Annotated in this window: 20 protein-coding genes; 18 read left to right on the forward strand and 2 right to left on the reverse strand. The window is 64.3% G+C overall.

What is annotated here, in order from left to right:
• Window positions 1-5: 5 nt before the first annotated feature.
• The 8 genes from urtC to ACE10X_RS16775 all read left to right on the forward strand — a co-directional run bounded on the left by urtC (window position 6) and on the right by ACE10X_RS16775 (window position 9,297).
• Window positions 6-1,145: an urea ABC transporter permease subunit UrtC gene (gene urtC, locus ACE10X_RS16740; RefSeq protein ID WP_038382058.1), complete on the forward strand. Its 1,140-nt coding sequence runs from the start codon at window positions 6-8 to the stop codon at window positions 1,143-1,145.
• Window positions 1,142-1,894 carry an urea ABC transporter ATP-binding protein UrtD gene (gene urtD / locus ACE10X_RS16745; RefSeq protein ID WP_038382057.1) on the forward strand — a complete coding sequence of 251 codons (753 nt, stop codon included), beginning with the start codon at window positions 1,142-1,144 and terminating at the stop codon, window positions 1,892-1,894. The genes urtC and urtD overlap by 4 nt, the downstream gene beginning before the upstream one ends.
• Window positions 1,887-2,579, forward strand: coding sequence for an urea ABC transporter ATP-binding subunit UrtE (gene urtE / locus ACE10X_RS16750; protein WP_038382056.1), 693 nt, complete (start codon window positions 1,887-1,889; stop codon window positions 2,577-2,579). Before urtD ends, urtE begins: the two co-directional genes overlap by 8 nt.
• Window positions 2,580-2,612: 33 nt before the next feature.
• Window positions 2,613-3,650: an aliphatic amidase gene (locus tag ACE10X_RS16755; protein ID WP_028331418.1), complete on the forward strand. Its 1,038-nt coding sequence runs from the start codon at window positions 2,613-2,615 to the stop codon at window positions 3,648-3,650.
• Window positions 3,651-3,744: 94 nt separating this feature from the next.
• A complete protein-coding gene (locus ACE10X_RS16760) occupies window positions 3,745-5,079 on the forward strand; it encodes a cytosine permease (protein ID WP_038382055.1) in 1,335 nt (444 codons plus the stop codon).
• 33 nt (window positions 5,080-5,112) lie between these two features.
• On the forward strand, window positions 5,113-6,132 hold the full coding sequence (locus tag ACE10X_RS16765; RefSeq protein WP_038382054.1) for an alpha/beta fold hydrolase: 1,020 nt from the start codon (window positions 5,113-5,115) through the stop codon (window positions 6,130-6,132).
• Window positions 6,133-6,166: 34 nt separating this feature from the next.
• Window positions 6,167-6,994, forward strand: coding sequence for a CbbQ/NirQ/NorQ/GpvN family protein (locus tag ACE10X_RS16770; RefSeq protein ID WP_051002629.1), 828 nt, complete (start codon window positions 6,167-6,169; stop codon window positions 6,992-6,994).
• A 14-nt stretch (window positions 6,995-7,008) separates the two neighbouring features.
• Window positions 7,009-9,297 (forward strand): nitric oxide reductase activation protein NorD, encoded by a 2,289-nt coding sequence (locus ACE10X_RS16775; RefSeq protein ID WP_157787843.1) that lies wholly within the window; start codon window positions 7,009-7,011, stop codon window positions 9,295-9,297.
• 9 nt (window positions 9,298-9,306) lie between these two features.
• On the opposite strand, the gene ACE10X_RS16780 is transcribed toward ACE10X_RS16775, so the two are convergent.
• Window positions 9,307-9,894, reverse strand: coding sequence for an ANTAR domain-containing response regulator (locus tag ACE10X_RS16780; RefSeq protein WP_038382053.1), 588 nt, complete (start codon window positions 9,892-9,894; stop codon window positions 9,307-9,309).
• Window positions 9,891-11,054, reverse strand: a complete 1,164-nt coding sequence (locus ACE10X_RS16785; RefSeq protein WP_038382052.1) for a transporter substrate-binding domain-containing protein — start codon at window positions 11,052-11,054, stop codon at window positions 9,891-9,893. Before ACE10X_RS16785 ends, ACE10X_RS16780 begins: the two co-directional genes overlap by 4 nt.
• A 423-nt stretch (window positions 11,055-11,477) precedes the next feature.
• Here ACE10X_RS16785 and ACE10X_RS16790 point away from each other — a divergent pair, with 423 nt between their 5' ends.
• The 10 genes from ACE10X_RS16790 (at window position 11,478) to ACE10X_RS16835 (ending at window position 22,249) form a co-directional block, all read left to right on the forward strand.
• Window positions 11,478-12,878, forward strand: a complete 1,401-nt coding sequence (locus ACE10X_RS16790; protein ID WP_038382051.1) for an amidase — start codon at window positions 11,478-11,480, stop codon at window positions 12,876-12,878.
• A 17-nt stretch (window positions 12,879-12,895) separates the two neighbouring features.
• Complete coding sequence (locus ACE10X_RS16795) at window positions 12,896-13,891, forward strand: acetamidase/formamidase family protein (RefSeq protein ID WP_038382050.1); 996 nt, start codon at window positions 12,896-12,898, stop codon at window positions 13,889-13,891.
• A 58-nt stretch (window positions 13,892-13,949) separates the two neighbouring features.
• On the forward strand, window positions 13,950-15,164 hold the full coding sequence (locus ACE10X_RS16800; protein ID WP_085970458.1) for an urea ABC transporter substrate-binding protein: 1,215 nt from the start codon (window positions 13,950-13,952) through the stop codon (window positions 15,162-15,164).
• Between the two features lie 94 nt (window positions 15,165-15,258).
• Entirely contained in the window at window positions 15,259-16,125 is an 867-nt protein-coding gene (locus ACE10X_RS16805) for a branched-chain amino acid ABC transporter permease (RefSeq protein ID WP_018270848.1), read from the forward strand.
• A 13-nt stretch (window positions 16,126-16,138) separates the two neighbouring features.
• Window positions 16,139-17,212 carry a branched-chain amino acid ABC transporter permease gene (locus ACE10X_RS16810; RefSeq protein ID WP_038382048.1) on the forward strand — a complete coding sequence of 358 codons (1,074 nt, stop codon included), beginning with the start codon at window positions 16,139-16,141 and terminating at the stop codon, window positions 17,210-17,212.
• A 3-nt stretch (window positions 17,213-17,215) separates the two neighbouring features.
• Window positions 17,216-17,935 carry an ATP-binding cassette domain-containing protein gene (locus ACE10X_RS16815; RefSeq protein ID WP_018270850.1) on the forward strand — a complete coding sequence of 240 codons (720 nt, stop codon included), beginning with the start codon at window positions 17,216-17,218 and terminating at the stop codon, window positions 17,933-17,935.
• A complete protein-coding gene (locus ACE10X_RS16820) occupies window positions 17,925-18,635 on the forward strand; it encodes an ABC transporter ATP-binding protein (RefSeq protein ID WP_050386935.1) in 711 nt (236 codons plus the stop codon). The genes ACE10X_RS16815 and ACE10X_RS16820 overlap by 11 nt, the downstream gene beginning before the upstream one ends.
• A gap of 63 nt (window positions 18,636-18,698) precedes the next feature.
• Complete coding sequence (locus tag ACE10X_RS16825; protein ID WP_038382047.1) at window positions 18,699-19,460, forward strand: SDR family NAD(P)-dependent oxidoreductase; 762 nt, start codon at window positions 18,699-18,701, stop codon at window positions 19,458-19,460.
• Window positions 19,461-19,546: 86 nt separating this feature from the next.
• Window positions 19,547-20,950, forward strand: coding sequence for an amidase (locus tag ACE10X_RS16830; RefSeq protein ID WP_304556387.1), 1,404 nt, complete (start codon window positions 19,547-19,549; stop codon window positions 20,948-20,950).
• Between the two features lie 201 nt (window positions 20,951-21,151).
• Complete coding sequence (locus tag ACE10X_RS16835; protein WP_038389016.1) at window positions 21,152-22,249, forward strand: ISAs1 family transposase; 1,098 nt, start codon at window positions 21,152-21,154, stop codon at window positions 22,247-22,249.
• Window positions 22,250-22,359 lie beyond the last annotated feature (110 nt).

Below are 22,359 nucleotides of genomic sequence, written 5' to 3' on the forward strand. Positions count from 1 at the left end.
CATCTATGCCGTCGCATGTTCCTAACTCCAGCGGATTGCAGCGCCTGATCGCGCAGCTTGCGCCTCTGCTGATCGTCTGCGCCGCGGTGTTCGCGCTGCCGGTGCTGCTCAACAACGACTTCCTGCTCAACAAGGTCGCGCGTTATCTGGTGCTGGGAATCCTCACAGTATCGCTCGGGCTGTCCTGGGGATTCGGCGGCATCCTGAATCTCGGCCAAGCGATGAGCTTCGGGCTCGGCTCCTACGCCATGGCGATGGCGCTGAAGCTCAAGACCGTGCCGGTGCATACGGGAGCGAGCGGACTGCCCGACTTCATGGTCTGGAACAATGTCCAGCATTTGCCGTGGTTCTGGGAGCCGTTCCGCTCGTTGACCTTCGCGATCGCCGCCGGCCTGATCGTGCCGGCGCTGGTTGCGGCGGCGCTCGGCTGGTTCATGTTCCGGGGCCGCGTCACCGGCGTCTATGTCTCGATCATCACGCTCGCCACCATGGTGGTGATCAATCTCGTGATCATCGACCAGCAGAGCTACACGGGCGGCTTCAACGGCATCACCGATCTCGCCCAGCTCGAGATCTTCGGCGTCGCGTTCGATGCCTATGGCCGGGCAACCTACTATCTCGTTGCCAGCTGTGTCCTGCTCAGCCTGCTTGTCGCCTTTGCCTTCACAAGAACCAAGGCCGGCCTGATCGTGCAGGCGATCCGCGACCATGAGAGCAGGGTGCGCTACTTCGGCTACGACGTCGCGCTCTACCAGATCTTCGTGTTCGCGCTGTCGGCCGCGATCGCGGGCCTTGCCGGCATGCTCTACACGGTGGTGATGGAGTTTGCCTCGCCGACCTTCCTCGGCGTGCAGCTCTCGCTTTCGGTGGTGGTGTGGTGCGCGGTCGGCGGCCGGCAGAGCCTGGTCGGTGCGTTCCTTGGCGCGGTGCTGGTGGCGGGCATGCAGGGCGCGCTGTCGGAGTCCGCAGCGTTCCTGGAGACCTGGACGCTGGTGATGGGCGCGCTGTTCGTGCTCGTGGTGCTGTTCCTGCCGAAGGGGCTCGCCGGCCTCGCGCAGGTCGTGCTGCGCTGGATCGTGCAGCGCCGCCATGCGGCCGCGGGCGGGGTGGCGCAAGGCGTTGGCCAGACGGAGGGCAGCACATGAGCTCCCATCTCGATCTCCGCGACGTCTCGGTCAGCTTCAACGGTTTCAAGGCGCTCAATGCTCTCAACATGAGCGTGCGCAAGGGCGAGCTGCGCTGCCTGATCGGGCCGAACGGCGCCGGCAAGACCACGGCGCTGGACATCATCTGCGGCAAGGTGAAGCCGAGCGCCGGCACGGTGAGCTTCGATGGCACCGCGCTGCAGGATCTCGAGGAATACGAAATCGCCCGCGCCGGCGTTGGCCGCAAGTTCCAGGTGCCGAGCGTATTCCGCGAGCTCTCGGTCTCCGAGAACCTTGAAGTGGCGCGAGCCCACCGCACCTCCGTGCTTGGCAATTTGCGCTGGAATATCGGCAACTCAGGGCGCGAGCATGTCGAGCGTCTGGCCGAACTGGTCGGGCTCACCGAGCAGCTCGACCGGCCGGCCGCCTACCTGTCGCACGGTCAGACCCAGTGGCTGGAGATCGGCATGCTGGTCGCCCAGGACGCCGAGCTGATCCTGATGGACGAGCCCACCGCGGGCATGACGGCGCAGGAAACCCGCAAGACCGCTGAACTGTTCGCGCGGCTGAAGGGCAAGCACACCCTGATCGTGGTCGAGCACGACATGGGCTTCGTCAAGGCGATCGGCGACATCATCTCGGTGATGCATATGGGCCAGATGCTGGCGGAGGGCACCGCCGCTGAAGTCGAGGCGCATCCGGAAGTGCGCCGCGCCTATCTCGGATCGGGAGGCATCAGCCATGCTTGAGCTGACCGACGTCGACGCCTTCTACGGCAACAGCCGCGCCCTGCAGGGCATCAACCTGACGGTTGGCAATGGCGAATTCCTCTCGGTGCTCGGCCGCAACGGAGTCGGCAAGACCACGCTGATGCGCAGCATCCTCGGCCTGATGGACCGGTGTACCGGACGGCTGTCGCTCGACGGTGCCGACATCTCGCCGCTGCGGACCTATCAGCGCGCCAAGGCCGGTATTGCCTATGTGCCGCAGGGCCGCGGGATTTTGCCGAAGTTCACGGTGCGGGAAAACCTGACGCTCGGGACCTTCGCCGCGAAATCTGCCAACGGCATCGAGGAGTGGGTGCTCGAGCTGTTTCCGGTCCTCAAGGACTTTCTCAATCGCTATGGCGGCAACCTCTCCGGCGGCCAGCAGCAGCAGCTTGCGATCGCGCGTGCGCTGCTGGCCAAGCCCAAGGTCATCCTGCTGGACGAGCCGACCGAGGGTATCCAGCCGAACATCGTCGAGCAGATCGAGGACGTGATCGTCAGCCTCAATCGCGAGCGCCGCATCACGGTCGTGCTGGTCGAACAGAATGTCGCGTTCGCGCGGCGTGCGTCTCATCGCTTCGCGTTGCTCGAAAAGGGACGCGTCGTCGCCAAGGGCGCGATCGGTGAGCTCACCGATGATCTCATCCAGCTGCACATGGCCGTGTAGCGGGAATTATCGCTCAGGAAAGGGAGTCGAGACATGTTGCATGGAGACATATCGAGCAGCAAGGACACGGTCGGCGTTGCCGTGGTCAATTACAAGATGCCGCGCCTGCACACCAAGGCCGAGGTGCTGGATAACGCGCGCAACATCGCCAAGATGGTCGAGGGCATGAAGCTTGGCCTGCCGGGCATGGACCTCGTGATCTTTCCGGAATACTCGACCCACGGCATCATGTACGACTCCAAGGAGATGTACGAGACCGCGTCGTCGGTGCCGGGCGAGGAGACCCGCATCTTCGCGGACGCCTGCCGCAAGGCCAAGGTCTGGGGTGTGTTCTCGCTGACCGGCGAGCGCCACGAGGAGCATCCCAACAAGGCGCCGTACAACACGCTGATCCTGATGAACGACAAGGGCGAGATCGTCCAGAAGTATCGCAAGATCATGCCGTGGGTGCCGATCGAGGGCTGGTACCCCGGCGATTGCACCTACGTCTCGGACGGGCCGAAGGGGCTGAAGATCAGCCTGATCATCTGCGACGACGGCAACTATCCGGAGATCTGGCGTGACTGCGCGATGCGCGGCGCCGAGCTGATCGTGCGCTGCCAGGGCTACATGTATCCGGCCAAGGAGCAGCAGATCCAGATCTCGAAGTCGATGGCCTGGGCCAACAACTGCTACGTCGCGGTCGCCAACGCCTCCGGCTTCGACGGCGTCTATTCCTACTTCGGCCATTCCGCGCTCATCGGCTTCGACGGAAGGACGCTCGGCGAGTGCGGCACCGAGGAGAACGGCATCCAGTACGCGCAGCTCTCGGTGTCGCTGATCCGCGACGCCCGCCGCAACATGCAGTCGCAGAACCATCTCTTCAAGCTGATGCACCGCGGCTATACCGGCCTGATCAACTCCGGCGACGGCGATCGCGGCCACGCGGTCTGCCCCTACACCTTCTACAAGAACTGGATCACCGACCCCGAGGGCACCCGGGAAATGGTCGAGGCCATGACCCGTCCGACCGTCGGAACCGACGAATGCCCGATCGAGGGCATTCCGAACCAGAAAGTCGCACATCGTTGAGTGACATCGACGATCGGCGCCGGCGCGATGTTTCGCGCCGGCGTGGTTCGATGCAACGGCGGACACTTCCTCGCGGAGGAAACAGGGGGACATCATGAGCGGTCAATCGAATAGCGGGCTGGTTCATCAGACGGAAGGGCAGATCGACGACCTTCTCGGCCATGAATTCGAACACGAGCCGGTGCCGATGAGCGCCCGGCGCAGCGCCTTCTCGGTCACGATGGTGTGGCTGGGCTTTCCGATGATCATCACCGGCGCGATGACCGGATCGCTGCTGGTGCTGGGCATGGGGTTCAAGAATGCACTGGTGGCGATGATCGTCGGCAATCTGATCATGTTCGCCTATGTGGGCGCACTCGGCCTGATCGGCACCAGGCGCGGCATGAACTTCGCGCTGATCGCCAGCATCGTGTTCGGAAAGAAGGGCTATGTGCTGGCGTCGGGCCTGCTGTCGACCCTGCTGCTCGGCTGGTATGCGGTGCAGACCGGCATCACCGGCGCACTGATCTCCTCGACCTACGGCCTCAATTATGTGGCGATGACCATCGTTGCCGGCGTGCTCTATATCGGGATTACCTTCGTCGGCGTGAAGGGATTGCACTGGATCGGGCTGGCGTCGGTGCCGCTGTTTGTCGTGCTCGGCCTCTGGGTCGCGGCTGATGCCGCCTCGACCACGACGTCGGCGGCGATCTTCGCCTATGCCGGCAACAATGGCGTCGCCAGCATGTCGATGGGCGTCGGGCTTACCGTGGTGCTCGCGCTGTTCGTCGATGCGGGCACAGTGACAGCGGACTTCAACCGCTGGGCGCCGAGCGCGCGAGCGTCGCTGTTCGCCACGTTCAGCGCCTTTCCGTTCGCCAATCTGGTGGCGATGCTGGTCGGCGGCGTGATGACGGCGGCGCTCGCCGTGCCGAACGCCAATCCGTTCGGTGTCGACAACATGTTCGGCTACATGAACGGCAAGCAGCTGACCTGGCTCAGCATCCTCGCGTTCATCTTCCTCTATGCCAATCTCGGCTCGGTCTGCTCGCATTGCCTGTACAATGCGGCCACCGGCTGGTCGCGCATCCTTGGGACCAATATGCGGCTGATGGCGGTGGTGCTCGGCGCGCTTGGCATCCTGGTCGCTGCCGGCAATGTCTGGGCGTTCTTCATCCAGTGGCTGTCGCTGCTCGGCATCCTGGTGCCGCCGATCGGTGCGATCATCCTGGTCGACCAGTACCTGCTGCGGGCCGAGGCGCGGGCGGACGTGGACTGGCGTGCGAAGCCGTTTATCGCCTGGGGCATCGGGTCGCTGTTTGCCTTTGCGGTTGAAAACCTGATGCCGGGACTGTCCACTGCGATCTCCGCCGCGGTGGTCGCAGGCATCGTGTACGGGGCGATCGCACGGGTGGAGTCTCCGACCGAAAAGGTGGCGCGCCCCGCGTAAGCGATCAGCTCGATCAAGCAAGAGGATACATCAATGAGCGTCGACTATCAGATCCATGATCTCGGCAATTTGACCTTGCAGCGCGGCGCGACCATTCGCGACTGCAAGCTCGCCTACAAGACCTATGGCCAGCTCAACGCGGCCAAGGACAACGTCATCGTCTATCCGACCTGGTACTCGGGTCAGCACTACGACAATGAGTGGCTGATCGGACCGGGCAGGGCGCTCGATCCGGCAAAGTACTTCATCATCATTCCGAACATGCTCGGCAACGGGCTGTCGTCGTCGCCGAGCAACACGCCGGAACCGTATAATGGACCGCGTTTCCCGCAGGTGACGGCCTATGACAATGTGCGCGCCCAGCATCGGCTGGTGACCGAGAAATTCGGCATCAAGCACATCCGTCTGGTGGTCGGCTGGTCGATGGGCGCGTTGCAGACGTTCCATTGGGGCGCGCTGTATCCGGATATGATGGATCTGTTGGCGCCGTTCTGCGGCTCGGCGAAATGCTCGCGCCACAACTTCGTGTTCCTCGAAGGCGTCAAGGCGGCACTCACCGCGGATGCTGCGTGGAAGGAGGGCTGGTACACCGACAAGCCGGCCCGCGGCCTGCGCGCCGCCGCGCGTGTCTACGCCGGCTGGGGCTTTTCGCAGGCCTTCTATCGCGAGCAGCTCGACATCAAGGCGCTGGGCTATTCGTCGCTGGAGGACTTCCTGGTGGCGTTCTGGGAAGGCTTCTTCCTGCCGAAGGATCCGAACAACCTGCTGACCATGCTGTGGACCTGGCAGCACGGCGACATCAGCGACAACGAAATCTACAACGGCGACTTCAAGGCCGCGCTGAGAGCGATCAAGGCCAAGGCCTATGTCATGCCGGGTCAGACCGATCTCTATTTCCCGCCGGAGGACAGCGCGTTCGAGGTCGAGAACATGCCGAACGCCAAGCTCGTGCCGGTGCCGTCGATCTGGGGCCACTTCGCCGGCGGGCCGGGGACCAATCCGGTCGATGTCGCCTTCATCGACGGCAAGCTCAAGGAGCTGCTCGCATCGTGATATCGACCGGTTGCGAACGGCTGCCTGCGCGATCATGGGAGGCGTGAGCTTGTCCAATCCCGCTTTGCTGCTCGACCAGTACCGCATCCGCGAAGAGCCGTATTACCGGCCGCTCAAGGATGAGGTCGAACTGTTCGGTGCAGCCTATGCCAACCGCATGCCGGTGATGCTGAAAGGCCCGACCGGCTGCGGCAAGACCCGTTTCATCGAATACATGGCGTGGCGGCTCGGCCGCCCGCTGATCACGGTCGCCTGCCACGAGGACATGACGGCGGCGGATCTGGTGGGGCGCTGGCTGCTCGATGCAGAGGGCACGGTGTGGAGTGACGGGCCGCTCACCACAGCCGTGCGTCTTGGCGCGATCTGTTACCTCGACGAGATCGTCGAGGCGCGCCAGGACACGACGGTCGTGATCCATCCCTTGACCGACGATCGTCGTGTGCTGCCGCTGGAGAAGCGTGGTGAATTGATCCACGCCCATTCCGACTTCCAGCTCGTGATCTCCTACAATCCGGGCTACCAGAGTGCGATCAAGGACCTCAAGGAATCCACCAAGCAGCGCTTCGCGGCGCTGGATTTCGGCTATCCCGACCGGCCGGCGGAGACCGAGGTGGTGTCGCGCGAAGCCGGCATCGAGCCGAACCTCGCCGATCTCCTGGTGAAGATCGCCCAGCACAGCCGCAACCTGAAAGGCCAGGGGCTCGATGAAGGCGCCTCGACCCGGATGCTGGTCAATGCCGGCCGCCTGATCGGATGTGGCATCAGCCTCGAAAAGGCCTGCGAGACCACGATCGTCGTTCCCCTGACAGATGACGCGGACACCAGAAACACGTTGCGTGACGTGATCTCGGCCTGCGGGTAAGTGGACGTTTGCAGGTGGCGGTCGCGCAAATCAGTTCGCTCGATAGCTTCCGGTCCGGACGTCGGCTTACGGCCCTCTTGCGCGGCCATGACGATGTAGCTGCGGCCGTGCAGGCGGCGCGCGCCGCTCTGCAGCGAACCGGTTGGTTCGATCACCTGGCGGTCTGGGACGAGGCCGTGCACGCCCTGTTCGAGGCCAATCTCGGTCAAGCCGTGGTGCAGGGCTTTCTGCGTCTATCGGAGCAATGGCCGGCGCAGCGATCGGCCGATGATCTGATCGCGATCGGTCGTGCGGTGCGGGACATCGGCTGCAGTGCCGGAAGCCGCGTCGCCCATGCGTTGCTGACCGAATTGTCCAAGCTGCTGCCGCGGCTTGCGGGTGCAGGAGAACTCGCCGCGGTCCTCGTCGCGCTCGCCCAACTCGCCGCCACTGGGCCGGAATCGGCGAGCCTCGCGATCGGTCGGCTGGGGCAGTTTCTGGCGCATGCCGGCGGCGAGGAGTTTGCGGCGTGGGTTTCCGCCGGCTTGCGCGCGAGCGGCGGTCGCGCATCGCGCCGCCGCGCCTATTTCGCGCTCGACGATCAGCTTTCGGCGCAGCTGTTCGCAGCCGGCCGAAGCGGGGATGATTTCGCGCGGCTGGAGAAGCGCCTCGTTGCAACCACGATCGCGTTGTGGAACAGGAAGCCGCGTTTCCGCAAACTTGCCGTTACCCCGACGCCGGTGCCGCGGCGGACCTCGCTTGCCGCTGGTCTCGTCGGTCTGCCGCAGACCTTTCCCGGCTTCGAAGGCGAGGCAGCGGACGCTGTCTATCTCGCGGCGGTCGCGCATGCCGGCGCGCATCTGGTGCATTCCAACGCCCGCTTTCCGGTGGGGCGACTGAAGGCGCTGCAGATCGCGCTGGTCTCGCTGATCGAGGATGCCCGGGTCGAGACGCTGGCGCTCCGCGAGATGCCGGGGCTGCGCCGGCTGTGGCTGCCATTTCACAGCGCGACGCCGGCCGGCCAGGCAACCGCAGCCGGACTGATGATGCGGCTGACGCGGGCGCTGATCGATCCCGATTATCAGGATCCGGATGCGTGGGTGGCCAAGGGACAACAGCTGTTTGCCGCTGCCGCCGACCGCTGGAGCGATCCCGCCATCAGCCGCGAGATCGGTGGCCTGCTCGGCAACGACATCGGGCAGATGCGGCTGCAGTTCAACGCCAAGAGCTATGTCGTCGAACCTGCCTATCGCGACGACAATCTGGCGCTGTGGGATTTCGGCGACCAGCCGGACAGTCCGGTCGAGACGATCGAACTTGCCGTCGATTCCGTCCGGATCGAGCGGCGCGACGATGCGGGTGCCCAATCGGCCGACGACAACGCCAAGCCGGACGAGACGCTGCGCGCGAAGGCCGGCGCGGTCACGCTGCTGGACGGTTTTCCGGTCGCGACCTACCCGGAATGGGACTATGCGGCGCGTACCGAGCGGCCGGACTGGACCACGATCCTGGAGGCCGATGCCGCCGTTTCCGCGCAGCCCTTCGATTCCTCGACGGACGCCGAGGCGATGCGCTGGATCACGGAGTTGACCCGCGACGCGTCGATCGGCCGCCGTATCAGACACAAGGGCCAGCGCGACGGCGACGCGCTCGACATTGATGCGGCGATCGCCCTGACGATCGAGCGGCGCACCGGCAATATCAGCGAGCCCAGGGTCTACCAGCGCGATGCGCCCGGACCGCGCGATCTCGCCATCCTGCTGCTCTTGGACCTGTCGCAATCGACCGCCGATCGTGACCGCCGCGGCCGGACGGTCCTCGACGTCGAACGCAAGGCGGCCGCGATCATGGCGGCCGCGGTCGAGGCCGCCAATGATGCGATCGCGGTGCACGGTTTCAGCTCCGATGGCCGCGAGCGCGTGCGCTATCTGCGCATCAAGGGCTTTGCGGAGCCGATGGACGTAGTGGTTCGTGCGCGCCTCGCGGGCCTAGGCAGCAGCCATTCCACCCGGCTGGGCGCGGCATTGCGCCATGCCGGGGGCTACCTCGCCGAACGACGCGCGTTCCGGAAAGTGCTGCTGGTTCTGACCGACGGCGAGCCGTCCGACATCGACGTGCCGGATACGCAATATCTCGTTGAGGACGCTCGCCGTGCCGCGCAGCAGCTGCGGCGGCGCGGCACCGATATTTTCGCCTTTGGCATCGGCGAGCACAGATTTCCTCAGCTCGATCGGATTTTCGGCGAGCGCTATGCGCTCCGCGTGCCGCGCATCGAGGTGTTGCCGCAACGGGTGATGCAGCTCTACGCGGAACTGAAGAAATAGTCGCCGGCGCTAGCCCGTTGCCCGGGGCAGGGAGCCTTTTGCGGTGATCTCCGCCGAGAGTTCCTCGATCGTCTTGCGCTGCTCCATGGCGGCGCGGCGGATCAGCGCAAAGGCAGCCGGCTCGGCCAGCGCATGGGTGTGCATGACCTGAAGGACCGCGGCGAGCACGACGCGGCGGGATCGCAGCCGCTGCTCCAGCTTGAGCACCTGCTGCTTCAGCTCGCTGGTGCGCTCGCTTCGCTCGAAAGCCAGGACGAGCGCGGCATAGATGCCGGCCGATCGCAGCGGCTTCACCAGAAATGACGCCGGATCGAGGTCGAGCACCAGCTTCAGACGGCTCGGCGTCTCGGTGCCGAGCAGGGCGATGACCGGGCTTCGCCCAAGCGACGTCCGCAGTGCCGGCGAGGTGAGCGGCAGGAACTCGTCATCGATCAGCGTCACGTCGGGACGGCAGTCGATATTGGCGCCGGGCTCCCATGTGACGATCTCGATCCCGAGGCGCTCGAACTGACGCCTGACGATCGAGGCATCGCGCTCATCCTTGATGGCGACGAGCGCCTTGCGCCCCCGCAGCGAAAACGAAGACGGTTTGCTCATTTCACAACCCGCAAATGCGGCGCATTCGGCAACGTTCCATCCCTTGCCGGGCTGGCGGCGGTGTCGAGCTGCGTCAGATAAGGATCCGGCCTGACCGGTGCTTCAGCTTCCCAGAAGATGTCAAACTGTCCTTCGGCGTTCGAGACGGCCAGCCGCGGCGTCAGGACGCAGTGGTTGTTGCTGCCGTCGATCCAGACCGGACCTTGCGGCGAATTGTAGCGATGGCCGGCCGCGGCGCGCCGCACCTCGCCGATATCGGATGTGCCGGCGCGCTGCAGCGCGCGGGCCAGCAGATAGACCGCGACATAGGCGGATTGCCCGTCGACGGACGGGCTGCTGTGTTCGCCGTGGCGCGCCTTCCAGCGCGCCACGAAGGCCCGGTTCTCGGGCAGGCGAATGCTTTCGAAATAGGCCGACGAGGTGATGCATCCGGCCGACGCGGGACCCGCGATCTTGAGCTCGGGCTCGCACAGGCTGCAGCTCAGCATCGGGATGTCGAGGCCGGCCGCGGCGGTCGCCGCATGAAAGGCGCGGATGAAGTCGTAGCTCGAACTGCCGACCAGCGTGTTGAAGACGACCGGCGGCCGGCGCCGCACGATCTCGTCCACGATGTGCGTGACCGCGCTTTCACCGAGTTCGAGCAGGCGTTCGGCGAGAATGCGTCCTTTGGCCGCCGTCACCAGCTCGCGGGTGACGCGATTGGTTTCCCACGTCCAGACGTAGTTGGAGCCGACACAGAAGATTTCGCGCGACAGATTATCGAGCACGTAACGCACCAGCGGCAGCACGTTGTGATTGGGTGAGGCGCCGACATAGATGACGTTGTCGGAGCATTCGAATCCCTCGTAGCGCGCCGGATACCAGAGCAGGCGGTCGGTGCGCTCGACGATGGGCAGCACCTGCTTGCGCGAGGCTGAGGTGTAGCAGCCGATGATGTGCTCGACGCCGACATTGCGAATGAGGTCGTCGCAGACCGTATGGTACTCCGAGATGATTCCACGGGGATCGCGGACATGCGCAGATATCGCGAAGTCGAACTCGTCCTGATTGTTGATTTCGTCGACCGCCATCATGGCGCTCTTCAGGATCTCGCGTCCCATGGCCTGATAGGGCCCGTGCTGCGAGCAGATGATGCCAACTGGAATGGAGGGCTTGGTCATTGAGTGCTTTCGGCGGCGCGACCCATCAAGGAAATCATCTTCGCAGAGGTCGGTGCAAGGGGTCATGCCGATTTGCTGCGCATGCACCTCGCGAAATTTGTGCAGCCAGCCTCGTTGACAACGCGCTGCACACCTCCTTAGAATTTTCTCCTACAGGGATTCCTGTCGAACCTTGCGTGCGTCGATTTGGCCGATGACGTCCCGATCGCCGCGCAGAGTGCTCCGTTCGACCCCGGACCCATGCGATAGTTCATAGCCGCGGCATTTGGGCCATTCGTCACCTTCGTTTCGGAGGGGCGGGTGGTTTTTTGCTTTTGCCGCTAAACAAATTGGCGACACGTCCGTGTCGCCAAGCCGGAGGCGCACGCGCGGTGATGGGCAGTGCCTGCGCTTGCGTCATGTCAAGTGCGGGGATGAGAAACGATGCCGACGACGGATCTTCACTATCTCGGGCTCATTGAGATCGGGCAGCAAATCCAGGCCAAAAAGCTCTCGCCGGTCGAGGTGACCAAGGCGATGCTCGGGCGGATCGAGCAGCTCGACGGCAAGCTCAAGAGCTACGCCTATGTGATGGGCGAGGCGGCGCTGGCCGAAGCGGCGGCAGCCGAGAAGGACATCGCGTCCGGCAAGATCAAGGGACCGCTCCACGGCGTGCCGATCGCCGTCAAGGATTTGTGCTGGGCGAAGGGCGCTCCGGCCGCGCACGGCATGACCATTCACCGGGACTTCCGGCCGAGCGAGGATGCCACGGTCGTCGCGCGACTGAAGGATGCCGGCGCTGTTATCCTCGGCAAGCTGCAGCAGACCGAGGGCGCCTATGCCGACCATCATCCGAAGATCGATCCGCCGAAGAATCCGTGGAATGCGGATTTGTGGTCGGGCGCATCGTCGAGCGGTTCCGGCGTCGCCACCGCCGCGGGGCTTTGCTTCGGTTCGCTCGGCACCGATACGGGCGGCTCGATCCGCTTTCCATCGGCCGCCAACGGCATCACCGGGCTGAAGCCGACCTGGGGACGCGTGAGCCGTTATGGCGCGTTCGAACTCGCGGCAACGCTCGATCACATCGGGCCGATGGCGCGCAGCGCGGCCGATTGCGGCGCGATCCTCGCCGTGATTGCGGGCCAGGATCCCAAGGACACCACCTCCGTGCCGCTGCCCGTGCCGAACTATCTCGCCGACCTGTCCGGCGATTTGCGCGGCGTGACGATCGGGGTCGATCGGCGCTGGACCAGCGAGGGCACCGACGAGGCCGCCGGCAAGGTGCTCAGCGAAGGGCTGCGCGTTGCCGCCGATCTGGGCGCGAAGATCAAGGACATCACGTTCCCCGATCCCAAGGCCGTGATCGAGGACTGGTTCCCCTTGTGCGGCATCGAAGTGGCGGTCGCGCACGAAAAGACCTATCCCGCACGCAAGGACGAATATGGTCCCGCGCTCGCCGGCCTGCTCGATCTCGGCCGGGCGCAATCCGGCATGAACTATCAGAAGATCGTGCTGCGGCGCGAAGCATTCCGCGGCGCGGTGCGGCTGTTGTTCGAGACGGTCGATCTGATTGCCGTTCCGGCCCAGGCATTCGCTGCGCCGACATTGGCCAAGATGGCAGCGCTGGGTGAGGACCCGTCGCTGATTACCGGGCTGCTGCGCTTCACCTGTCCGTTCGACATGACCGGCAGCCCGACCGTGACGCTTCCCGGCGGCTTCGCGCCGAACGGCGGGCCCGTCGCCTTCCAGTTCGTCGGCCGACACTTCGACGAAGCAAGCCTCGTTCGCGCGGGCGATGCCTTCCAGCGCGTCACCGACTGGCACAAGCGCCATCCCGCGATCTGAATCGAGGAGCCGTTCGCATGACCGAAGACTGGTTGAAGAGTTCCATCATGGCTAAGCGCGCCCTTGCCAAGGGCGCGACCGGCACGACCCATAGCCTGACGATCGAGCAGCAGGGTGGCTTCCATTACGTCTATGGGCCCTATGCCAAGCCGACCCTGTCGATCGACCCGGGCGGGGTCGTCGTTGTCGAAACCGAAGACGCCTTCGGCGGCGTGCTCACCAGCGAAAGCGACAGCCCCACGGCGAAGCTGAACTTCCCCTATCTGAACCCGCAATGCGGGCCGATCGCGGTCAAGGGCGCCAGGAAGGGCGATTGCCTCGCCGTCTACATACGCGACGTCGAGACCCGCGGTGCGCAGCCGGCCGGAACGACCTGCATCATTCCGGAATTCGGCGGCCTGGTCGGGACCGCATCCACGGCGCTGCTCAATCCGCCGCTGCCCGAACGCGTCAAGAAGCTGCATGTCGACCGCAACGGCGTGCGCTGGAACGACAAGATCACGCTGCCCTATGAGCCGTTCATCGGCACGATCGGCGTCTCGCCCGAGATCGAGGCGATCTCCTCGCTGCAGCCCGATTATCACGGCGGCAACATGGACCTGCCCGACGTCGCACCGGGCGCGATTATCTATCTGCCGGTGCATGCCGAAGGCGGGCTGCTCTATGTCGGCGACTGCCACGCCACGCAAGGCGATGGCGAACTCTCGGGCGTCGCGCTCGAGCAGCGCGCGACTGTCACTTTGCAGATCGATCTGATCAAGAACTGGAGCTTCGCCTGGCCGCGGCTGGAGACGCGCGACTTCATCATGACGATCGGCAGCGCGCGCCCGCTCGAGGACGCTGCGCGTATCGCCTATCGCGAGCTCGTGCGCTGGATGAGCGCCGATTACGGCTTCGATGAAATCGACGCCTACATGCTGCTCAGCCAGGCCGGCCGCATGCGGCTCGGCAACATGGTCGATCCCAAATACACGATGGGGGCGTCGATCCTGAAGAATTACCTCAAGGCGTGACTTCAAACATCCTTCAACGACAGAGGACATCGCGATGTATTCGGGGCGTATAGTCGGAATGGCTTTGCTTGGTGCAATGCTCGGGACCGCGGCAATAGGTGCCGCCCAGGCGGCGGAGCCGCCGCTGAAGCTCGGCTTGCTGGAGGACGTCTCCGGCGATCTCGCCTTCATGGGCATGCCGAAGCTGCACGGCTCGCAGCTGGCGGTCGAGGAGATCAACAAGAGCGGCGGCATTCTCGGCCGGCAGATCGAGTTGATTCACCTTGATCCCCAGGGTGACAATGCCCGCTATCAGGAGTTCGGCCGCCGGCTGCTCAATCGCGACAAGGTCGACGTGCTGATCGGCGGCATCACCTCGGCCTCGCGCGAGGCGTTGCGCCCAATCGTCGATCGCACCACCACGCCGTACTTCTATACGAACCAGTATGAAGGCGGTGTCTGCGACGCCAGCATGATCAGCATGGGCGCGGTGCCGGAGCAGCAGTTCTCGACCCTGATCCCCTGGATGGTCCAGAAGTTCGGCAAAAAGGTCTACGTCATCGCAGCTGACTACAATTTCGGCCAGATCTCCGCGGAGTGGAACCGCAAGATCATGAAGGACCTCGGCGGCGAGGTCGTGGGAGAGGAATTCATCCCGCTCGGCGTGTCGCAGTTCGCGCAGACGATCCAGAATATCCAGAAGGCGAAGCCGGACTGGCTGCTGACGATCAATGTCGGCGCGGCGCAGGACTCCTTCTTCGAGCAGGCTGCCGCGGCCAACCTCAACCTGCCGATGGGCTCTTCGATCAAGATCATGCTCGGCTTCGAGCACAAGCGGTTCAAGCCGCCGGCGCTCAATAACATGCATGCGACCGCGAACTGGTTCGAGGAGATCGATACCCCCGAAGCCAACGATTTCAAGAAGCGTTGGCACGCAAAATTCCCCGATGAACTTTACATCAACGATATGGGCTACAACGCCTACAACGCGCTCTACATGTACAAGGCGTTGGTCGAGAAGGCGAAGTCGACCAAGCTCGAGGACATGCGCAAGGTGATCGCAACGGGCGATGCCTGCATCGACGCTCCCGAGGGCAAGGTCTGCATCGACCCGAAGAGCCAGCATACGTCGCACCGCATGCGGCTGATCTCGGTCGGGCCCAAGCATGAGGTGACGGTGGAGAAGGACTACGGGACGATCCAGCCGTACTGGCTTGGCGAGATCGGCTGCGACCTCACCAAGAAGAACGACAAGGATCAGTACACGCCGAGTCATCTCCCCAGCAAATCGTGATGCACGCAGGCACGAATCTTGCTCGTGTTGTGCGTCACGACTTCGAACCGAGCCGGCGCCGCAATGATGCGGCGCCGCGATCAGGGAGACCGGAATGTCGGCTGAACTCTTCTCGGTATTCTATCAGTTCGCCGATGTCTTCGCGTTCCTGATCCTGTCGGCGGCGGGCCTTGCCATCGTGTTCGGCATGATGGGCGTCATCAACATGGCGCATGGCGAGTTCATCATGTGCGGCGCGTACGTCACCGTGGGGCTCGTCAACCTCGGCGTCCCGCTTCCGATTGCCCAGATCCTTGCTGCGCTGACCGCGGGGATCATCGGCATGATCGTCGAGTACCTCGTGGTGCGGCGCTTCTACAAGCGCCCGCTCGACTCGCTGCTCGCCACCTGGGGCCTCAGCCTGATCGTGACGCAGTCGATGCTGCTGATCGTCGGCTCCGCGGTGCGCGGTATCGGCACGCCGGAAGGAAGCTTTGCGATCGGAGGCTACACGTTCTCGACCTACCGCCTTGTGCTGTTCGGCTGCGCTGTGGCCGTGCTCGCCGGTCTCTACATCATCTTCATGAAGACGCGCTTTGGCGTGATCGCGCGCGCCACGATGCAGAATGCGGCGATGGCCAAGGCGCTCGGCGCGCGCACCGGGCGGATCTATTCCATCAGCTTCGGCATCGGCACCGCGCTCGCGGGGCTCTGCGGCGCGCTCTACGCGCCGACCATGACGCTGATCCCGACCATGGGAGCGACCTTCGTGGTCGAGAGCTTTGTCACCGTGGTGATCGGCGGCGCCAATGTCCTGCTCGGAACTGCGCCGGCCGCCGTGTTCCTGGCGATGATCCGGATGGCATTGAATGCCAGCTATGGGCAGATCATCGGCCAGATCGGCATGCTGTTTGCAGTCATCCTGATCATACGTGTGCTGCCTGAGGGACTATCCAGCGTGCTGGTTCGTCGTGGGCGCTAGACGGGAATTTCTGATGTTGAAGCTGCTCGAGGGCCCGCAGACGCTCGGACGCGGGAAGATCTTCTGGTCCTGCTTCCTCGCCGTGCTGGCGGGGGCACTGATCTATCCGCTGTTCGCTGATTCCTATGATGTCGGCAATTTCGCCTACTTCCTGATCTGGATCTTCATGGCGCTCGGCCTCTGCCTGATGTGGGGCTACGGCGGCATGCTGTCGTTCGGCCAGACCTTCTTCTTCGGCATCGCCGGCTACGGCTACGGCGTGCTGGCCATCAATATGGGCGGAGGGACGACCACGATCGCGGCGCTGGTTCTCTCCGTGGTCATCGCGATGATCGCGGCCGGGATCCTCGGCTATTTCATGATCTGGGGCGGCATCAGCGGGATTTTCTTCGGCATCGTGACGCTGTCGGCAACGCTGGTGCTTGCCTTCTTCCTCGGGCAGACCGCGGGGCCGGAATGGCATATCGGTCCGGCCCGGTTGAACGGCTTCAACGGCATGAAGGGAATGGACCCGCTCACGGTCGGCAACTTCGACATCGAAGGATCGGCGCTCTATTATGTCATGATCGCGCTGATAGTGATCGTCTACATCGCGCTCCGCATGCTGGTGAACTCGAGCGTCGGCAATGTGATCGTGGCGACGCGGGAAAATCCGCAGCGCGCCGAGATGCTCGGCTACGACGTCCGCAAGTATCAGCTGCTGACCTTTGTGATCGGCAGCGGGCTCGCAGGCCTCAGCGGTGCGCTGTACACGTCCTGGGGGCAGTTCATCACGCCATCCAGCATCGGCCTGCCGGCGGCGGCGATGCCGATCGTGTGGGTGGCGTTCTCAGGGCGCAACGATCTGACGGCGACCCTGGTCGGATCGTTCCTGCTGCTGTTCGGCTTCCAGACTATCACGGTCTACAGCCAGCAGGCGGCGCTGGTGCTGATGGGCGTACTGCTGCTCGCCACCGTGATGCTGGCGCCGCAAGGCTTCGTGCTCGGCATCGGTAAGCTGGTCGTCGACTGGTGGACGCGGCGTCGGCGCCGCGACGAAGCCCCCGCGCTGGCCGATACCGCCCGCCTGCAATCGGATGAGACCTGAATCATGGCGTTGGTCGACGTAAAAGGCGTATCGAAACGTTTCGGTGGATTGACCGCCGTGTCCGATGTCGACCTGACGGTCAATGCCGGCGAGGTGCACTGCCTGATCGGGCCCAACGGGGCCGGGAAGAGCACGCTGTTCAAATTGATCGTCGGTCTCTATCCGCCAACCACGGGCAGCATCTTTTTCGACTCGATCGATATCACCGCCGAGCGGCCTTACGCGCGGGTGCAGCGCGGCATGAGTATCAAGATGCAGGCGCCAAGCGTGTTCAAGGAGCTGCCGGTGCGGCAGAACATCCAGATCGCGCTGCAGGAACGCATTTCGGGCGCGGAATGCCGTGCCGAAGAGGAGCGGCTGCTCGCGTTGCTCAATCTCGCTGATGATAGCGGCAAGCTTGCCGGTGCGCTGTCGCACGGCCAGCAGCAATGGCTGGAGATCGGGATGGCGCTGGCGCTGCAGCCGCAGCTGCTGCTGCTGGACGAGCCGACCGCCGGCATGTCGCCGGAAGAGACTTTCAAGACCGGCGAGCTGATCAAGTCGTTCAATGCCGAGGGCATGACCGTCCTGGTCGTCGAGCACGACATGGCGTTCGTGCGTCAGGTCGCCCAGCGCGTCACCGTCCTGCATCTTGGCAAGATCTTCGCACGTGGCAGCTTGGAGGCGATTTTGGAAGACGAGAAGGTCGCTGAAATCTACCTGGGTAAGACCCATGCCCACTGATCGCATTCTGGAGGTGTCGGGACTTTGGGCGGGCTACGGCGCGACGCCGATCCTGCAGGGCGTCAGCATGTCGGTCTCGCGCGGCGAGATCGTCGGCGTGATCGGCCGCAACGGCGTCGGCAAGTCGACCCTGATGCGGTGCCTGATCGGTCTGCTGCAGACCTGGCGCGGCACCATCAGCTTCATGGATCAGGATGTCACGCAGCTCGAGGCCGATGCGCGGGCGCGCGCCGGCTTCGGCTACATCCCGCAGGGCCGCGACGTGTTTCCGCAAATGAGCGTCGAGGAGAATTTGCAGGTCGGCGAGTTGATCGGCGGGCCCGAAGGCAAGAAGCTGCCCGAGCTCGTCTACGAGTATTTTCCGCGCCTGAAGGAGCGCCGGCGCCAGATCGCGGGCACCATGTCGGGCGGCGAACAGCAGCAGCTTGCGATCGGCCGCGCGTTGATCGGAAATCCGGCGCTGATGATCCTCGACGAGCCGTCCGAGGGCATCCAGCCGTCGATCGTGCAGCACATTTGCGAGGCGCTGAAATCGTTCCGGGCGGAGCTCGGGACCACGATCGTGTTCGTGGAACAGAATCTCGACACCATCCTGGAGATCGCGCAGCGCTGCTACATCATGGAGAAGGGCAAGATCACGCGATCGCTGGCCGGCGAAGAGGTCAACGCGGACAACGTTCGCGCACAGCTGTTGCTGTGATCGACCGCGCCATGCGGTAAGGATCATTGCGTCGCATAATTGATAATAACGGAGGGAATGGACATGGATCTCGGACTCAAGGGAGCGAAGGTTCTCGTTACCGGCAGCACCAAGGGCATCGGCAGGGCGATCGCCGACACGTTCGCGGCCGAAGGCGCTAATGTCGGAATCTGTGCGCGCAACCAGGGTGACGTCGACGCTGCGGTGACCGCGCTCAAGGCCAAGGGCGTTGCGGCGTTCGGTAGTGCCGTCGACGTCTCCAACGGGCCGGCCCTGAAGGCCTGGGTCGCCGACATGGCGTCCAAGCTCGGCGGCATCGATGTCGCGGTCGCCAACGTCAGCGCGCTGTCGATCGGGCAGGACGAGGAGAGCTGGGAGAAGGAGTTCTCCACCGACATGATGGGCACGGTGCGCCTCGTCAACGCGGCGATGCCGCATCTCGAGAAGAGCGGGGCGGCCGCGATCGTCACGATCTCGAGCGTGTCGGGACGCGAGGTCGACTTTGCCAGCGGTCCCTACGGGACGTTCAAGGCCGCGATCATCCACTACACGCAGGGCCTCGCTTACCAGCTCGCGGCCAAGGGCATCCGGGCCAATTCGGTGTCGCCGGGCAACACCTACTTCGAAGGTGGTGTCTGGAACATGATCAAGGACGGCAATCCTGAACTGTACAAGACCGCACTGGCGCTCAACCCGACCGGCCGCATGGGCACGCCGCAGGAGATGGCGAACGCCGCCGTGTTCCTGGCGAGCAAGGCGGCGAGCTTCATCACGGGGACCAACCTCGTGGTGGACGGCGCGTTGACGCGCGGCGTCCAGTTCTAGGCGGGTCGCGCCGTCAGCAGAGTCGCGAGATCGCCGTCCGCGACGGCGGTCCGGGCAGGCATTTTCCGATAACAGCAGGGCGTCAGATGTCAGCGGATTCATTGCACTACAAATCCATCACCGAGATCTCCGAGCTCGTTCGCCGCAAGGAGGCGAAGCCCTCGGAGATCACCGAGGCGATGCTGAGCCGGATTGCGAAGCTGGACGGACAGTTTCACGGCTATGCGCTGGTCCTTGCGGAGCGGGCGATGGCTCAGGCCAAGCAGTACGATGCGGAGATCGCCAAGGGCATCTGGCGCGGCCCGCTGCATGGCGTTCCGATCGGGCTGAAGGACCTCTGCTACACCTCGTTTGCGCCGACTGCCGGTGGCACCACGATCCATGCGAAGTTTGTGCCGTCCTTCAATGCCACGATCGTGGACCGGCTCGAAGTCGCCGGCGCGGTGACGCTCGGCAAGCTGAAGATGACGGAGGGGGCCTACACCAGTCACCATCCGGCCGTTCAGGCCCCGCTCAACCCGTGGAATGTGAACTACTGGGTTGGCTCCTCGTCGACCGGATCGGGCGTCGCGACCTCGGCGGGGCTCTGCTACGGCTCGATCGGCAGCGACACCGGCGGCTCGATCCGCTTTCCGTCGGCGACCTGCGGGTTGACCGGGATCAAGCCGACCTGGGGCCGGGTCAGCCGCTACGGCGTCTTCCCGCTGGCGGACTCGCTCGATCACGTCGGGCCGATGTGCCGCAGCGCTGCGGATGCCGCGGCGATGCTCGGCGTCATCGCGGGTGCTGATATCAACGATCCGACCGCCTTGCGGGCGCCGGTGCCGAACTATCTGGCCGGCATCGGCGACGGCATCAGGGGCCTCAGGATCGGCGTCGACCGCAGATACACGCAGGAGGGCATCGATCGCCAGGTCGTGACCGCCTTGCTGCAAGCCGAACGCACGCTCGCCGCGCTCGGTGCCGACATCCACGAGGTGCATTTCCCGCCCTATCAGAAGCTCGTCAGCCAGTGGATTGCGATGTGCTCGGTGGAGACGGCTGAGGCGCATCTCGACACCTACCCGTCGCGCAAGTCGGAATACGGACCGGACCTCGCACAGCTGATCGAGCAGGGCCGGGCGACGAGTGGCGTCGATATAGCCGCGATCCATCACGAGCGGCTGAAGTTTAGTGGCAGCCTCGCCGCCATGTTCGAAGATATCGACCTGCTGCTGATCCCGACGATGCCGGTGCCGATCCCGACGCTCACCAAGATGAGCGAATACGGCGCCGACCCCGGCGTGCTGCTGAGCATTCTGCGCTTCACGGCGGTGTTCGACTTCTCGGGCAGTCCGACCATCACGCTGCCGATGGGCATGGCCGCGGACCAGATGCCGCTCAGCATGCAATTGGTCGGCCCGCATCTCTCCGAAGACGTGCTGGTCCGCGCCGGCGCCGCGTTCCAGTCGGTGACGGATTGGCATACGCGGCGGCCGCCGATCGAATAGGGGCCGCTAGCCGGTCTTGTCGACATTCCAGAACAGCGGCACCGGCGCGCAGACGATGTCCTTCAGCGCCTTGCGCGTCGCGGCCGGTTGATTGTACTGCCCGGTTGGGACCAGGGGAATCGCATGTGTGCGCGTGCAAGTAGTTGCCGAATCGAAGGAAAGGGATTCTGAAGGCAGTTCCTGATCTGAAGGGAGCGGCCGATGCAACGATTTGCCGAGTGCTTTGAGGATTTGCCGGACCCGCGGGCCGACAACGCGCTGCATGACCTGACCGAGATCTTGTTCATCGCGCTGATGGCGACGCTGTGCGGGGCGACGAGTTGCACCGATATGGCGCTGTTTGCCCGGATGAAGGCCTACCTTTGGCAGGATGTGCTGGTGCTCAGGAACGGCCTGCCGAGCCACGACACGTTCAGTCGGGTGTTCCGGATGCTCGACCCGAAGGCGTTTGAGGTCGCGTTCCGGCGTTTTATGAAGGATTTTGCGCAAGGCGCGAAGATCAAGCGGCCGCGCGGTGTGATCGCGCTCGACGGCAAAGCGTTGCGACGCGGCTACGAACGCGGCAGGAGCCACATGCCGCCGGTGATGGTGACCGCCTGGGCGGCGCAGACGCGCATGGCGCTTGCCAATGTGCTGGCGCCGAACAACAACGAAGTCGACGGTGCCCTGCAGTTGCTTGAGCTCTTGCAGCTCAAGGGCTGCGTAGTCACGGCCGATGCCCTGCATTGCCACCGCGCGATGGCCAAAGCGATCGTGGCACGGGGCGGTGACTACGTGCTGGCGGTGAAGGCGAACCAGCCCGCTCTGTTGGAGGATGCCAAAGCCGCAATCTGCGCCGTCAAACGCAAGGGCAAGACTTCGCTCGCCACCACCGATGCGGACCATGGACGCACCGACAAGCGTGTTGCTCTCGTTGCGCCGGCTCCCGGCATGGCCAAGAAGCACGACTTCCCGGGCCTCAAAGCTGTCGCCCGCATCACCAGCAAGCGTGGACAGGACGACACGGTCGAGCGCTACTTCCTGATGAGCCGCCCCTACAGCCGCAAAGACGTCCTGCGTATCGTCCGCGCTCATTGGGGCATCGAAAATAACCTGCACTGGCCGCTCGATGTCACCCTCGACGAGGACCTCGCCCGCAACCGCAAGGACAACGGGCCGGCCAACCTGGCCGTGCTCAGGCGCCTGGCCCTCAACGTCGCCCAAGCCCACCCGGACACGACAGGCTCCTTGCGCGGCAAGCTCAAACGCGCCGGATGGAACGATGCGTTCCTCTTCGAACTCCTCGGTCACATGCGATAGCCCTGCGGTTGGGACGTGGGTGACCACCTCGTAGGCGCGTGCCTGGATATTGTCGGCCAGCGCCTTCTGGTCCGGCGACGCCGCGGTGCGGGCAAAGCTGTCGCGCAGCC

The organism is Bradyrhizobium sp. Pha-3, assembly GCF_042258325.1.
Lineage (GTDB): Bacteria > Pseudomonadota > Alphaproteobacteria > Rhizobiales > Xanthobacteraceae > Bradyrhizobium > Bradyrhizobium elkanii.